Source organism: Nannocystis pusilla (genome assembly GCF_026626665.1).
GTDB lineage: Bacteria > Myxococcota_A > Polyangia > Nannocystales > Nannocystaceae > Nannocystis > Nannocystis pusilla.
Genome location: NZ_JAPNKE010000002.1, coordinates 11,334,757 through 11,348,355, shown reverse-complemented (window position 1 = coordinate 11,348,355; position 13,599 = coordinate 11,334,757). Strand labels below are relative to the sequence as shown.

Below are 13,599 nucleotides of genomic sequence, written 5' to 3'. Positions count from 1 at the left end.
TGGTCCGGGCCGGGCGCGCCGGCAAGTCGCTGCACGCCGGGAGCGCCGGGTATGAGCCCCAGGCGCGCTTGCGCTACAGTCGGCGCGCGCATGACTGACGCCGCCGAGACCCCCCTCGCCGAGCTCGCGCGCCTGCGCCGACGCGTCCGCGAGCTCGAGGCCGAGGTCACGACCCTGCGCGACTCCGAGGCCGAGCAGCGGGCCATGTTCTCGGCGATGACCGACGCGGTGCTGATCGTCGACCGCGACGGCCGCTATTTGCGCGTGCCGGAGACCGCCTCCGAAGCCCGCCACAAGCCCGACCCCCGGCTCCTCGGCAAGACCATGCACGACGCCTTGCCCGCCGCCGAGGCCGACGCCTTCGTCGCCGGCATCCGGCGCGTCCTCGCCGAGCGCCGCATGCTCAACAACGTCTACAGCCGCACGATCGCCGGCGAGGAGCTGTGGTTCAGCGCCAACGCCTCGCCCCTCGGCGCCGACACCGTCCTCCTCGTGGTCCGCGAGATCACCGACGACGTGCGCCACGAGCAGGCCCTGCGCGACAACCTGCGCCAGCAAGAGCGCCTGCGCGAGCACGAGGCCGCCCTGCTGCGGCTGTCGACGCCGCTCATCCCGATCGGCGACGACATCCTCGTGATGCCGCTGATCGGCCGGCTCGACGCGGCGCTCCTCGAGCACGCGCAAGACACTCTCCTGAACGGCATCGCCGCTGCGCGCGCGCGTGGCGATCGTCGACGTCACCGGCGTAGGCGAGCTCGACGAGGCCGCCGCCGCGGGCCTGCTGAAGGTCGCCCAGGCCCTCCGGCTGCTCGGCGCGCGTCGTGCTCACCGGCATCCGCCCCCGCGTCGCCGCGTCGCTGGCATCGTCCGCCGCCGCGTGGACCGACGTCACCGTCCGCGCCAGTTTAAAGAGGCCGTCGCCGAGGCCACCGGCGACGCCCGCCGCGCGCCCTGAACCATCGGGCGACGAATCGGCCGACTCGCACGCCTGTCCTTCAGGACAGCCCACGAGCAAGGCGAACACCCGTTCAGAGCATGTCCTTCGGGGCAGGTTATTTTCGAGACCTGGATCGGCACGAGGTCCCGCGCCATGCACTTCGCACCATGCTCATAAGGACATGCTCACGAAGACATGTCTCGATCTCCATCGAGACGACGCCATCGCCCGCTTCACGCGTGGGCGAGGAAGTGGCGCAGCTGGATGTCAGCGTCGTCGACCGCGCGGTGCGGCAGGTCGACGCGGAACCACGACGACGCGCACATGCGGTGCGCGGTGAATGACGGACACGCGCAGGACGGTCGGCCCGGCGCCGTCTACGAGCGTCTGTGGCGGTCCGCGAGCGCGAGGCGGCTGTCGACTGCGACGCCACACATCGCGGCGGAGTGGCCTGACAGGCCACTGCCCGTGGCGAACGCGGCCAAGGGTCCGCGTATGGCCGAGCGGTGTCGTTGGTACGCGTTCTGCAACGCAGGTGGCGTCGCGGTCGACGCCGCGGCGTTCATCTCACCCCGGAAAGACAGATCGATCATGCTCAATGCCAATGTTCGTAGTTTCGTCGCGCTGACCACCCTGCTCGCCGGACTGCTCGCCGTGCCCGGCTGCGACGCGGGAGATCCGGCCGCCGCGAGCCTCGCCGCTTACACCCCCAACCTCGAGGGTGCCGAGGATCCGGTCGCCGGCATGTCGCTGAAGCTCGCCGGTTCGCCCGCAATCGAGCTCGCCGACGGCGAGGTCGTCGAGCTCGCGCTCAGCGACGAGCAGCGCGCCGCCCTCGAGTGCGACGGCGACGCGCGCGTCTCCCAGATCCTCATCGCTCCGCTGCAACTCGGGAACCGCAGCTTCGTGGCACCGGTGCTCGAGGCGACCTGTGACGGCGAGAGCCCGACGGCGCACGTCAACCTGCGCGAGGCCGGCGAGTCGTGCGAAGGCGAGGACTGCATCGCTTTCGTCCCGGCGCTCGGCGGCGCCGGCGACCTGCTCTCGAGCGCGCCGGAGGGCCTGCTCGCGCCGCCTTGCCTGGGGCCGGGCACCCAGACCTGCATCGGCTGCGGCCTCGGTCGGGTGCGCACGAGGACCCTGACGTCGAGCACGTTCGATCCAGAGACGGGCCTCTGCCACTACGGGTACACGTACGGCACATGCGACTATGACATGTGCACGATGTGAGCGCGGGGGTCGTGCTCACGAAGACATGTCTTGATCTCCATCGAGACGACGCCGTCGCCCGCCTCACGCGTGGGCGAGGAAGTGGCGCACTGGATGTCCGCGTCGTCGACCGCGCGGTGCGGCAGGTCGACGCGGAAGCTGCGGCCGCGGGCCTCGAACCACGACGACGCGCACACCGCCTTGAACCCGAACGGGTTCTCGCCGAGGAAAGTCCACGCGTACCAGACGATCCACGGCCAGTCGAAGGCGGCCGGGCGGGCGATGAACGCGGCCCGGCGCTCGCGGTGCGGCAGCGTCCACGCCGCGAACTTGCGCATCGCCTCCGCGGGCGGCAGGCCCGACGTCCTGGCCCGCGCGAACGAGCCGCGGCTGGTGATCACCTCGTCCGAGAGCGGCGCGATGAGCACCTCGAAGCGATCGATCACCCCGCGCTCCGCCGAGCCGACGACGGCGCCGAGCTCGGTGAGCGAGTGGCGGCCGAGGATCGGCCCCGACGTCTCGACGTCGACCATGATCCACAGCTTCTCGCGGCTCATCGCGGCCTCCGTTCGTGGCCGGCGCCGATCGCCGCCCGGCCCAGCGCGTACGGCAGCAGCCGGGCGATGTTCCGCGCGTCGTCGATGCCGCGGTGGTGCGTGCCCGTCGGCTTCAGGCCCACGCGCCGCAGCGCCCCGTAGGTGCCGCTCTGGCCCTCGCCCGCGGCCCGGGCGAACGCCTCCTTCAGGTTCAGGTGGCGCGGCCCCAGCGGCGCACGGACGCCGGCGCGCCGGGCGTCGCGCTCGAGCTGGTTGCGGTCGTAGCCGCCCCACGAGCAGAACAGCGCGCCCTGGCCGAACGCGGCCAGCTTCGGCGCGACGATCTTGAACGTCGGCGCGCGGGCCACGTCGGCCTGGGTGATCGTCGTCAGCTCGGTGCAGAACGGCGACAGCCGCGGGTGGACGAGCGGGCGGACGAAGGTCTGGAACTCGGCGATCGGCTCCAGCGTGGCGCCGTCGACCAGGACGGCGCCGATCTCGATGATCTCGCTCTCCTCGCGCGGCAGGGCCCCGTGGTCGTCGCAGGTCGCCTCGAGGTCGACGACGAGGTAGCGGGTAATGACTTCGGACATGGTCGTGCTTGCTCCGAAACGCCAAGCTTCCTTTCGCGGCCAGGTATAGTGCCGGCGTGGCCGACGAGGGCGGACAAGATTCCGGACAAGCCGCGGGCTTCACCTGGGGTGACCTGCTGGCGGCGCTGATCGAGCAGCACGGCACGCTCGCCGCGGTCGCGTGGAAGCTGATCGAGCAGGCCCCTGGCGACGACGTGGCCTCGATCGAGCGCGCCCTGCGGCGGCTGCGGCAGCGCGGCCAGCTCGACGGAGGAATATGGGGCCAGCGGCTGCTGCGGGTCTTCGGCGTGCCCGCCTCGGTCGAGTCGCGCGTGCGCTGGATGGGGCTCTATCACAGCCCGTTCGGCGACCTGCCGCTGCCGCTGTGCGTCGACCAGCTGCGGCTGTGGGACCGGCCGCCGGTGTCGACCTCGCGCGCGTGTGTGGCTGCACCTCGGCCACGCCAGCTGCGCCCTGCGAGCGCGCGCGCTCGACGATGCGTCGGCGCAGCTGGTGAAGGCCGCCGCCGCGCTCGCCGGCCTCGCCGGCCACGACGACGCCCGCGTCGAGCTCGCGCTGGTCCAGGCCTACGCGGCCAGCCAGCGCGGCGAGCCCGTGCTCGCGGCTCTCGACGCCGTCGAGGCCACCCTCGCCGCCGCCGCGCTGGGGCCCGCCGACGCGGCCTGCTTCCGCGCGCGCGTCGTCGATCAGCGCGCCTATCAGTTGAACCGCGCCGGCGATCACGCCGCCGCGCTGGCGCTGTTCGAGTCGCTGCCCGCGAGCGACGTCCACCCGTTCGCCAGCTATCGCCGCGACGCCGGCCTCGCCTTCGGCTGCCTCCGCGCCGGCCGCTCCGACGAGGCCCTGCGCCTGGCCCTGCGAGCCTGCGAGCACGCCGGCGACGGCGGCTACACGCGCCTGCGCGCGATGGGCCTGCTGCTGGTCGCCCGCATCCAGGGTCAGCCCGAAGGCGACCTCGCCCGCGCCCGCGCCCACGCGATCGCCCGCCGCCTCGACGACCACGAGCTGCTGGCCCGCGTCGAACGTCAAGCGCGTCGCAGCAGCGAGCGCGGATGATTCACGGCGCGTGCGGGTCGGCTTGAGCCGGGATGGTGGCTCCAAGCGAGCGGCGCTCGGTCCCCCGAGGAGCGAGGACGTCGAGCTCGGGACGCGCGTCATCCCCTGGCGCTCCGTGAAACTGCGAGCGGGCCCTCGATTCGCCCGTCCGCGCCGGTTTCACCGCCGGCAAAAATTGTCGATGCGCGTGCTCACCGGCACCGGCACCCCTGACCCTGCCCGCTCGCCGCGGCCCTCGTGATCCGCGGCCGCCGTCGGCGACACTCACCTTCCGGCCGCGGCATCCGGGGGGCGAAGGCTCGCCCCGCTGCCGCGGCGCTCCGCGGTTCGGCGCGCGCACATATCGACGCGCGCGCCGGCCCCGTGACGGTCCCCCCTCGAATTCGTCCGCCGGCGCTCGTCCGCCGCGCGCGCGGACCGGCGGAGCTCCGTCCGAATCACCCCACCCTTCGCCTCCTCAAGGTCCTTATGCACTCCAAGATCTGCGCCCTCTCCTTGCTCGCCGGCCTCACCCTCGCTGCCGTTCCTGTCACCGCCCACGCGGACGCGCCCGACGCCCTCGACTTCTGGTGGAGCGACTCGTACAGCGACGTGTACTTCGCCCGCCCGCACAACACCTATCAAAAGACCGCCGAGCACCCCAACCTCGATTATGCCCTGTGGGACGGCTTCTATGCGCTCGAGCTCGACATTCACGAATACAAGCAGGTGGGAGGGGTCAAGCAGTTCCCGGTCAAGCACGACTTCTTGGACAGCGACACCGGCAACAACTGTCGCTGGGGTCAGGGCGGCTACCTGCGCGACTGTCTGCACGATATCCGCAACTGGAGCGACTACAACCCCGGCCACCTGCCGATCACGGTGCAGATCGATCTCAAGGCGATCAGCCCGTACGCCTGGGGCGACGCGCAGTACGACGAACTGCACGCGCAGGTGGCCGAGGTGTTCGGCAGCAAGCTGTACCGCCCCAACGAGCTGCGCGCCTTCACCGGCTACGACGGCCCGCGCCAGGGCGTCTACTTCCACGGCTGGCCGTCGCTGAGCGCGCTGCAGGGTAAGATCATCGTCCTCATCATGGGCGGACCGACCGGCGACAAGAACGACTATCAGGAGAACTACGTCCGCCGCTACAACTACAACGCCAACTTCTTCGTCTGTCCCAACGCCGACAGCCCGGCCGACTTCGACTGGTGGGGCAACGCCAACGACTTCGACGAATACGACACCAACAAGTGGGTGATCTGCGGCAACGTCGGCTCGCCGGACGGCTGGGACAGCATCGCCGCTCGCGCCGACGCCAACCGCCAGTTGATGAACCTGTGGAGCCACGACTACGAGTACGACGAGTACTGGCGCATGTACCTGGCGATCGGCTGGGGCGCCTCGATGATCAGCCGCGGCAACGCCGACACCTTCGACGACAAGATCCCGCTGGTCGGCCTGCGCGGCTCGGTGCCGGTCCAGTTCCAGATGGTCAACGACAACAGCAACAAGTGCGTCGACGTGTGGAACGGCGCCTACTCCAACGGCACCGACATCATCCAGTGGTCGTGCAACGGCGACCCCAACCAGGCGTGGATCTACACCGGCGAGGGCCAGCTGCGCTCGGCCGGCAACACCGCCTATTGCTACGACATCGAGGGCGGCAACGGCAACCTCGGCGACCGCCACCACATCTGGAAGTGCGACGGCGGCGACAGCGAGAAGTGGCGCCTCGAGTGGAACGGCTCGTTCCGCGGCATGAAGGACCGCTGCATGGACGTGCCGAGCAGCAGCACCGCCGACGGCGTCCAGCTGTGGCACTACGACTGCAACGGCACCGGCGCCCAGCGCTTCCACCTGAACTGGTGGTGACCCGCGCGGCCGCGGTCGCGTCAGCCGGGGCGCGCGACCGCGGCCGCGCCGAAGCCCGCACCGGCCAGCAGCGCGAGGACGTTCTCCAGGGCCCACTGGTACGATTCGGCCGCCGATCCAGGGAGCACCGTCGCAGCCGAGCAGACGAACCACAGCGCGGCGGCCAGGATGCCCGCGACCAAGTACCAGGACCTTCGCCGGCTCGGCTTCATGCGTGTTCCTGTCCCGCTCTATACCACGCCGCAGGACGGGCGCAGCGAGCAAGATCGCGCCGGCGCGGCGAACGACACACCGAGGGGTGGTCAGACCGATCGGACCGCGCCGCCCTCGCTCGCTCGACCCCGGCGCCGAGCCGAGCCCGCTTCACGCTCGTCTCCGATTAGAGCGCGGAGAAGAACGTCACCACGCGGACTCCGAGCATGATCAGCGCCGTCACGACCACCACCCGCCGAGCGCCGGTATGATCGTCCGGGCGCCACTTGAGGCGGATCCACCCCGCCGCCAGCGGCAGCACGACCGTCATCACCAACACTGCGGCCAGATAACCCAGAGCTTCGGCCCGCCTGGGCAGCGCGAGCGCCCGCGGCAGCGCCAGGAGCTGCGCGACCAGAGCCACCACGGAGATCACGTCGCGCACCGACTGGGAGGCGGGACGCTCGGACGACTCCACTGTCTCGGACATCGCGCCCACGCTATCACGAGTTCCGGTCGCTCCGGGCCCTGCCGACCAGCGTTCTGACCGCGCACCGGCGCCCGGGCCCGGCGCGGGCCGTGCCCCTCCGGGTCGCTTCGTGCTATCGATGGGTCTCATGCTTTGCTTGCGTTCTGTCGTGCTCCTGCTCGCCGTGGGATGCGGCGCGGCCTGTGCCAGGTCTCCCGACGGCTCCACCGACTCCGCGTCCACCTCCTCCTCGACGGAAGTGTCGACGAGCCTGTGCATGTCGGAGTTCCACGGCCGCTATTATTGCGAGTGCCAAACCGGCACGAAGATGATGTGTGACGAAGGCGGCGTGAGCGTGTGCGTCTCTCGTGACGACGACGTCATCACGGATTACCTGTGGAGCCCGTGCGGCGAGTGCCTACCGGGAGAAGAGCGCGCCTGCGACCTCGCCGGCGCCCCGGGCCGGCAGTTCTGCAACGTCCGTCATTTCCCCGACAACCAGATCTACGACCTGCCCACCCCGTCATGGGGGACTTGCTTGCGCGAGGACGAGCTCGCCTGCGAGCCGGGCCAATCGAAGCCATGCGGCGGCGACGTCTCCGTCGATTGCGACGTCGACCAAACGGGCGTCCCGTACTGGCCGTCTTGTTGACTCGCGCGGGCTCGGTCTCACGCCAGAAGCTCGGCGTACTCGCCCTCCTCGAGCCCCTTGCCGTCGGCAGGTCGATGTACGAGTGGACCTTGCCGTCGGACAGCTCGTGCATCCACACCACCGTCGAGCGGTCGAGCACCGTGCCGTCGCCCTCCTCGTAGGCCGCCAGGCGGTCCAGCAGGTAGGCGAATTGCCCCGCGTGCCAGGGCGCGCCCCTACCTGAACGCCGCTTCCGCTTCGCCCGCCAGAGTATCCAGCACGTCCTCGCGCACCAGCGAGCGAGCGAACCACTGCCGCATCCAAGCGAAGTCTGCATCGGCCCCCGGATGACGCGCCAGCTCCTCGACCCGCGTGGGCGGCAAGTATCCCTCTTCGAGTGCCGGAGCCAGCGCGCCAGTCCCCTGTTGATAGGGCAGACCGTCGACGAGCAGCGCCTTGCAGCCGCGCGCGATGGCCTCGTAGCAGGAGCCGGATCCATCCGTGACCACATACTCCGCCGAGTCGAACAGGCCCACGAGCTCGTGCCTGCGGAGCGTGACCCAGCGCTGACCCTGGAGCCGCAGCATCTCGAAAAAATCGCGTCTGAACTCGGGCAGATCCACGAGCATCACGGGATGGACGAGGACCGTGACGCTCAAGCCCTGCCGTCGCAGCCAATCCAGGACCCGGCTCACGCGCTCCACGGACTCCCGGTGGATGCCGACACGCCAGTTCATCGCTACGACAGCGGTTCCTGCGGCGCGACTCGCTGAATCCGGCGCGTTGTAGATTCTGTTCAGCATGCGATCGACCGTCACAGGAACGACGACTCCACGCTCGACCGATGCGAGCAGCAGGTCGCGACTCTGCCTGGACTCCTCGTCATGGAGTCGCGCCCTGCGGATGAGCTCCAGCACCGGCGCATACAGCGCAAGACGCTGACAGCCGCGGCTCGCAAGGACCCTGAACTCGTCGAGAAATACGTAGATGCCGAACCCTGGACTGTGCGCCAGCCACATCACACCGCGGGAGTCGTCGGTACGATGCACATTGAAGCGGGTGAACAGGAGCTGCCGGTGGACCGCCGGATCGAGCGTCGGGGCTTCGTAGGTGGCATCCGAGGTCGGCGTCCGCACGAGAGCGAATCGGTCAGGCAAACGCTCGGCGAGATCTGCGACGTATTCGGTGCAGTAGCCGCGCTCATGAACGATATGAATCACGAATTACGAGTCCTCGGGCACTGCACTTCGTCAGGCATCATGGCGAAAATGAAGATCTCCTGCTCGTGCCGCTGCTTGCGCAGCGTTCGCCCGCGATCTTTCAGCGATCCAGGAAAGCCACGAGAGGAACCACGACGCGCTCATCGCGCTCACGAACACTAACGGTCGGTTCCCGGCCACCGGACGATGTCCGTAACGCATGCGCTGGTCTGGGTCAAGGCTGCTCGCGTCGCGGCTGCAAGAGGTGCTGCGCGACCGCCTCCGGGATCGCCCGGCAGATGCCGATGTCCGCGCGAGGACGCGGCTCCTGAGCCCCGCTCCGTCCGGCCACTTCGGGTGGGCTCGTCCCGTGGCCGACATGGTCGAATGGCCATGTCCTTCGGGGCACATCAAGCGCAGCCCCGGAACCGCGAGGTTTGCGAGGACCGTCAGCGCCGCCAGCTTTCCGGCCAGCGACGGAAAGGCTTGTAGCCGTTCGCGGCGCGTCGCCTCCAGGCCGACCGCGCTAGCGTCACGCCAGCAGCTCGCCGTACTCGCCCTCCTCGAGCCCCTTGCGCCCGAACGCCGTGATCGGCGACCCGTCCTCGCCGCAGCAGCCGACCGCGTTGAGGAGGGTGACCAGCAGGCGGTTGTGCGGGTATCGCAGGTCCCACGGGTCCTGGCCGGCCACGAGGTCGATGAATTGCCCCTGCTTGAGGTAGCCGCCGGCGCTGCCGGCGATCACCGTCGGCAGGTCGATGTACGAGTGGACCTTGCCGTCGGACAGCTCGTGCATCCACACCACCGCCGAGCGGTCGAGCACCGTGCCGTCGCCCTCCTCGTAGGCCGACAGGCGGTCGAGCAGGTGCTTGAATTGCCCCGCGTGCCAGTGATCGATCTGCGACAGCATCTCGCGGTAGCCGACCACCTCCTCGCCGCTGTCGTCGTCCTTGGTGTTGCCGTGCGACAGCTTGTGGTGGTTGTATTCGTGGTCCATCCCGTCCCACTGGTAGATCGGCCCGCCCGAGCCCGAGGCCCACTGGATCGTCGCCACGTGCGTCGCCCCGCACGCGATCGCCATCGCCAGCACGTCGAGCTGCATGCGACCGATCGCCTTGAACTGCGCGTCGAGCTCCACCGATTCGGGGTCGACCGCCTCGAGCTCGGCCGCCCGCGCGGGGTCGAGGGCGCACGCGACGAGGCCGTTGCCGGCCATCTCGACCTCGAGGTCGCGGATCGAGTCCGCGTGCATCTCGAGCTTCATCGCGTCCTCGTGGCCGAGGCCTCTGGCCTTGAGCGCCTTGAACTCGTCCTCGACCAGGTCGAGCACGCTCTGCCTGCGCGTGGCGATCCGCAGCTTCTCCACGTCGGACAGCTCGCCCAGGCCCATGAGGTCCTGATACGTCAGCCACGGGTTGCCCTCGGGCGACACCGGCATCCCGCTGCCTGCGTACGAGATGTGACCGAGGTGGTCGGGGTGGCGCCACCCGACCGAGAGCGTCAGCGACGGCCGGCCGTCGTGATTGAGCTGCGCCGCCGCGAATTGATCGACGGAGATGCCGGTCGCGTACAGCGTGTCCGGGTCGAGCGGCTGCGCAGTCAGCTTGTGGCCCATGCCCATGGCGTGGTCGTTGCCCGCGGTGCCGGGATCGTGCCCCCACCCCTTCGGCACCATGTGCAGACCTCGCGGGACCAGCAGCCGGTCACGATATCCCGCCAGCGGCTCCAGCGCCGACCCCATCAGCGATTCCATGGTCAGCGGGCCGGGCGTCTGCGGAAAGAATGACTCCAGGTTGACGCCGTTGCAGGTGAAGAACACGACGAGGCGCTTGCTGCCGGGCCCGGCCGCTCGCGCGGTCCCGCGGCGCCCGACCAGCGATTCGAGCAACGGCAATCCGACGGCGACCCCGCCCGCGCCTCGCAAGAACATCCGTCGCCGCATCCTGCTCGCTCCCGTCCGCGCGTCGGGGTCGAATCCCACCACCAGCGAGGCCCCGATGTCGCGCCCCGGAGCGCGCGCCGCGAACGACCGCAGTGTGTCACATTCGTCGGCCACTGCCACGAATCTGTGTTCGTGCCTCGCGCGACTCGACGTCACGCCCGCGCCCCGACGGATGCCCGCGCACCTGGCCACGGTCGCGCGTCGTCGACGCCGTTGGCCCCGCGGCCCCTCGCAGCGCGGTGCAGACTGCTCGCGAGGCGACGCGGCGAATCAGCGCTCATCCCGCTCGCGGCGCCGTCCCATGTCCTCAAAGACATATGATAGGAGTCGCACGCGCCGCCCGCGAGCTCTCCGCGCCACCTCACGGCCCGGGCGGGGGACGCTCGTAGCCGAGGCGATCGCGGCCCCGACGTGAGCGCACGCGGCGACCCGGGAATCACATGACGTCCGCGTAAAGGTCCGCCCCTCGGCCGAGCTCATCCGTGAAAAATGTCTCTCGCGAGGCCGATTCTCGCCGCTGCACGGCTCAGCCCGGCCGTCGCTCTCAATATACAGCCCAGCCCGGTCCATCGCAGCAGTCGCCTTTCCGCGTACCCAGCGGGCGACCGTCGCGTTACCCTCGCGCGCCGTGCCCCTCGCCCGCCGGATCCTCGCGCTCTCGCTCGCCCTGACCGCCTGCCAGACGGTGGGGCCCCAGTCCATGAAGTACGGCCGCGGGCAATACAACCAGACCGTCCAGCGCACCGACGCCGAGCAATTGCTGCTGAACCTCGTCCGCCTGCGCTACCGCGACCCGCCGCTGTTCCTCGAGGTGACCAGCATCGCCACCAGCCTGTCGCTCGAGCTCGGCACCGGGGTCACGGGCAACGCCGGCGGCATCAACACCGTGACGCCGAGCGGCAGCGTGCTCTACACCGAGCGGCCGACGATCACCTACGCCCCGCTGCACGGCAGCCGCTTCGGCCAGCTGTTCATGACGCCGATCGAGCCGCGGGTCCTGCTGCTGCTCTACCACTCGGGCTGGGCGATCGACCGCATTTTAAAGTGTTCGTGCAGCGCATCGGCTCGCTGCCGAACGCGCCGCGGGCGTCGGGGCCGACGCCGGACAACGCGCCCAAGTACGAGGATTTCTTCCGCGCCTGCGAGATCTTGCGCCACCTGTGGCGCGACGGTCACCTCGAATTCGGCGAGACCCGCCGCGGCGACGTCCCGGTCCTCGTCATTCACATCGACCCCTCGCGGGCCCAGGACCCGATGGTCACCGAGCTGGCCGGCGTGCTCGGCCTGCCGAAGCCGACCACGACGATTCTGTTCGGCGCGACCCTGCGCTCGAACGATCCGGCGCTGGTGCCGATCGTGACCCGCTCGCTGCTCGCCGCGATGTACTACGCCTCGCAGGGCGTCGACCCGCCGGAGCTCGACCTCCGCCGCGGCAAGGTCACGCGCACCCAGGAGGCCGACGGCGCCGACTTCGACTGGACCCGCGTCACCGGCAAGATCTTGCGGGTCCATCACGCGAGTCGCCGCCCCTCCGACGCGTTCGTCGCGGTGTCGTACCGCGGTCACTGGTGGTACATCGACGACACCGACCTCGATTCGAAATCGACGTTCTCGTTCCTCAGCCAGACGGTCGAATTGCTGTCGAACGACGTCCGGACGGCCACCCCGGTGCTGACCCTGCCGATCAGCGCCGGGTGACGTCCAGCCGCGGCGCGAGCGCGGCCACAGCCGCGGCAGCAGCAGCGCCACCGCCCGCATCTCGAGCGACTTGCGGATGACCCGCTCGGCGGCCTCCGTCGCGCGCGCACCAGCCCGACGGATCGCCGCCGAGCAGCGCCGAAGGATCCGCGCGGGCCTCGGCGAGCAGCTGTTCCATCGCCGCGATCGCGCGCGCCAGCGAGGCGGTCGCGGGGGCGCGCCAGCGCGGGTCGTCCGCGAGCGCCAGGGCGCGCGTCACCGCCTCGGCGTCGCCGCCTCGGGCCGCGGCGATCAGCGCGTGGAGCTGGCGGTAGCGGGCCTCGGCGCGCTCCTCGCCCGGCAGGATGAACGACCCGTGCGGCGTGCCGAGCGTCTCGAACACGTAGGCCTGGCGCGCATCCATCTCGGACGTGAAGTGCCAGCGCTGCTCGTCGTCGTGCAAGAACGTCCAGATGTCGTTGACCCGCATGTCCTCGCCGCGCGGCAGGATCGCGTCGGTGATGAGCCCGTAGCGCAGCTGGTGGCGCTGCCGATCGAGCGAGCGGCGGTCCATCAGCACCAGCGGGCGCGTCACCTGCTGCAGCGGGATCCACACGTTCAGCAGCGCCAGGCGCGACAGGCGATTGCGCCGACCCGGCGACTCGTGGCGGAACAGCCACGGGGCCGCCCCGCGCATCAGCTGGCGCAGCGGCGTGCCCTCGACGTCCTGATCGGCGTGCACGGCCACCGCCGCGTCGTGCTCGTTCATCTCCGGGTTGGGCTCGCGCGTCAGCGCCATCCCGTTAGGCCCGGCGCGGCGCATGAAGAAGCCCTCGCGGGCGATGAACAGCAGCCACAGCCGTTCGCCGCCCGGCAGCGTGAACGTGCGGCCGAGCAGGTTGCGGCGGATCTCCGCCACGTCGGCCGGGCCGAGTCGCCCGGCCACGCGCACCCGCTCGAACACGGCCTGCAGCTCGCGCCGCGCCGACAGATCGATGCGGGCGAAGCCGTGCTCGCGCAGGTCGGGCTGCAGGCCGCCCGGGACCGAGCCGTCGTGGGCGCGACAGATCCGCCGATCGTACGCCTGCGGGTCGGCGCGCGTATCCGGGTCGAGCGTCCGCGCGCGCCGGGAGTTGCGGTCGTCGAGCGAGACATCCTCGAGCCGCGTGAACGCCAGCTCGGCGTCGATGGCAAGGTCGGGGTCGGCAGCGGTCGGCATGCGGTCTGGCGCCATCTTAGCGCACCGGGGCGCGCGCTCGCCTCACGACCCGGGCTCGCGCTCAGTCTGGTGCTGGATCTGCGGC

Annotated in this window: 14 protein-coding genes; 7 read left to right on the top strand and 7 right to left on the bottom strand. The window is 70.4% G+C overall.

The features are described from left to right. Positions 1-90: 90 nt before the first annotated feature. On the top strand, positions 91-909 hold the full coding sequence (locus OV079_RS50200) for a PAS domain-containing protein (RefSeq protein ID WP_267777637.1): 819 nt from the start codon (positions 91-93) through the stop codon (positions 907-909). Between the two features lie 619 nt (positions 910-1,528). After that, the gene (locus OV079_RS50195) at positions 1,529-2,167 is read left to right on the top strand and encodes a hypothetical protein (protein ID WP_267777636.1); all 639 of its coding nucleotides are present in this window, start codon (positions 1,529-1,531) and stop codon (positions 2,165-2,167) included. Here OV079_RS50195 and OV079_RS50190 read toward each other — a convergent pair. After that, complete coding sequence (locus tag OV079_RS50190; RefSeq protein WP_267777635.1) at positions 2,146-2,703, bottom strand: 3'-5' exonuclease family protein; 558 nt, start codon at positions 2,701-2,703, stop codon at positions 2,146-2,148. The two genes, OV079_RS50195 and OV079_RS50190, sit on opposite strands and share 22 nt — an antisense overlap. Beyond that, positions 2,700-3,275, bottom strand: a complete 576-nt coding sequence (locus tag OV079_RS50185; protein ID WP_267777634.1) for a 3'-5' exonuclease — start codon at positions 3,273-3,275, stop codon at positions 2,700-2,702. Before OV079_RS50185 ends, OV079_RS50190 begins: the two co-directional genes overlap by 4 nt. Positions 3,276-3,695: 420 nt before the next feature. On the opposite strand from OV079_RS50185, the gene OV079_RS50180 reads away from it, so the two are divergent. Together OV079_RS50180 and OV079_RS50175 are read left to right on the top strand one after the other, a co-directional pair. Continuing rightward, entirely contained in the window at positions 3,696-4,331 is a 636-nt protein-coding gene (locus OV079_RS50180; protein ID WP_267777633.1) for a hypothetical protein, read from the top strand. Positions 4,332-4,799: 468 nt separating this feature from the next. Beyond that, positions 4,800-6,185, top strand: coding sequence for a Ca2+-dependent phosphoinositide-specific phospholipase C (locus OV079_RS50175; protein WP_267777632.1), 1,386 nt, complete (start codon positions 4,800-4,802; stop codon positions 6,183-6,185). Between the two features lie 20 nt (positions 6,186-6,205). Here OV079_RS50175 and OV079_RS50170 read toward each other — a convergent pair whose 3' ends face one another. Further along, positions 6,206-6,367: a hypothetical protein gene (locus OV079_RS50170; RefSeq protein WP_267777630.1), complete on the bottom strand. Its 162-nt coding sequence runs from the start codon at positions 6,365-6,367 to the stop codon at positions 6,206-6,208. 197 nt (positions 6,368-6,564) lie between these two features. Beyond that, positions 6,565-6,867: a hypothetical protein gene (locus tag OV079_RS50165; protein WP_267777627.1), complete on the bottom strand. Its 303-nt coding sequence runs from the start codon at positions 6,865-6,867 to the stop codon at positions 6,565-6,567. Between the two features lie 256 nt (positions 6,868-7,123). Here OV079_RS50165 and OV079_RS50160 point away from each other — a divergent pair, with 256 nt between their 5' ends. Then, on the top strand, positions 7,124-7,498 hold the full coding sequence (locus OV079_RS50160; RefSeq protein ID WP_267777625.1) for a hypothetical protein: 375 nt from the start codon (positions 7,124-7,126) through the stop codon (positions 7,496-7,498). Beyond that, entirely contained in the window at positions 7,492-7,659 is a 168-nt protein-coding gene (locus OV079_RS50155) for a hypothetical protein (RefSeq protein WP_267777623.1), read from the top strand. The genes OV079_RS50160 and OV079_RS50155 overlap by 7 nt, the downstream gene beginning before the upstream one ends. Positions 7,660-7,713: 54 nt before the next feature. On the opposite strand, the gene OV079_RS50150 is transcribed toward OV079_RS50155, so the two are convergent. Both OV079_RS50150 and OV079_RS50145 read right to left on the bottom strand, forming a co-directional pair. Beyond that, positions 7,714-8,697, bottom strand: a complete 984-nt coding sequence (locus OV079_RS50150; protein WP_267777621.1) for a hypothetical protein — start codon at positions 8,695-8,697, stop codon at positions 7,714-7,716. 511 nt (positions 8,698-9,208) lie between these two features. Then, positions 9,209-10,606, bottom strand: coding sequence for a DUF1552 domain-containing protein (locus tag OV079_RS50145; protein ID WP_267777619.1), 1,398 nt, complete (start codon positions 10,604-10,606; stop codon positions 9,209-9,211). 1,062 nt (positions 10,607-11,668) lie between these two features. Here OV079_RS50145 and OV079_RS50140 point away from each other — a divergent pair. Further along, positions 11,669-12,316 carry a hypothetical protein gene (locus OV079_RS50140; protein WP_267777616.1) on the top strand — a complete coding sequence of 216 codons (648 nt, stop codon included), beginning with the start codon at positions 11,669-11,671 and terminating at the stop codon, positions 12,314-12,316. Here OV079_RS50140 and OV079_RS50135 read toward each other — a convergent pair. Beyond that, positions 12,303-13,514, bottom strand: a complete 1,212-nt coding sequence (locus OV079_RS50135) for a hypothetical protein (protein WP_267777614.1) — start codon at positions 13,512-13,514, stop codon at positions 12,303-12,305. The two genes, OV079_RS50140 and OV079_RS50135, sit on opposite strands and share 14 nt — an antisense overlap. Positions 13,515-13,599: the final 85 nt, after the last annotated feature.

Coding starts and splice junctions, on each gene's coding strand:
- OV079_RS50190 (WP_267777635.1), bottom strand. CDS start 2,703: ATGAGCCGCGAGAAGCTGTGGATCATGGTCGACGTCGAGACGTCGGGG.
- OV079_RS50200 (WP_267777637.1), top strand. CDS start 91: ATGACTGACGCCGCCGAGACCCCCCTCGCCGAGCTCGCGCGCCTGCGC.
- OV079_RS50160 (WP_267777625.1), top strand. CDS start 7,124: ATGTCGGAGTTCCACGGCCGCTATTATTGCGAGTGCCAAACCGGCACG.
- OV079_RS50185 (WP_267777634.1), bottom strand. CDS start 3,275: ATGTCCGAAGTCATTACCCGCTACCTCGTCGTCGACCTCGAGGCGACC.
- OV079_RS50135 (WP_267777614.1), bottom strand. CDS start 13,514: ATGCCGACCGCTGCCGACCCCGACCTTGCCATCGACGCCGAGCTGGCG.
- OV079_RS50195 (WP_267777636.1), top strand. CDS start 1,529: ATGCTCAATGCCAATGTTCGTAGTTTCGTCGCGCTGACCACCCTGCTC.
- OV079_RS50165 (WP_267777627.1), bottom strand. CDS start 6,867: ATGTCCGAGACAGTGGAGTCGTCCGAGCGTCCCGCCTCCCAGTCGGTG.
- OV079_RS50175 (WP_267777632.1), top strand. CDS start 4,800: ATGCACTCCAAGATCTGCGCCCTCTCCTTGCTCGCCGGCCTCACCCTC.
- OV079_RS50145 (WP_267777619.1), bottom strand. CDS start 10,606: ATGTTCTTGCGAGGCGCGGGCGGGGTCGCCGTCGGATTGCCGTTGCTC.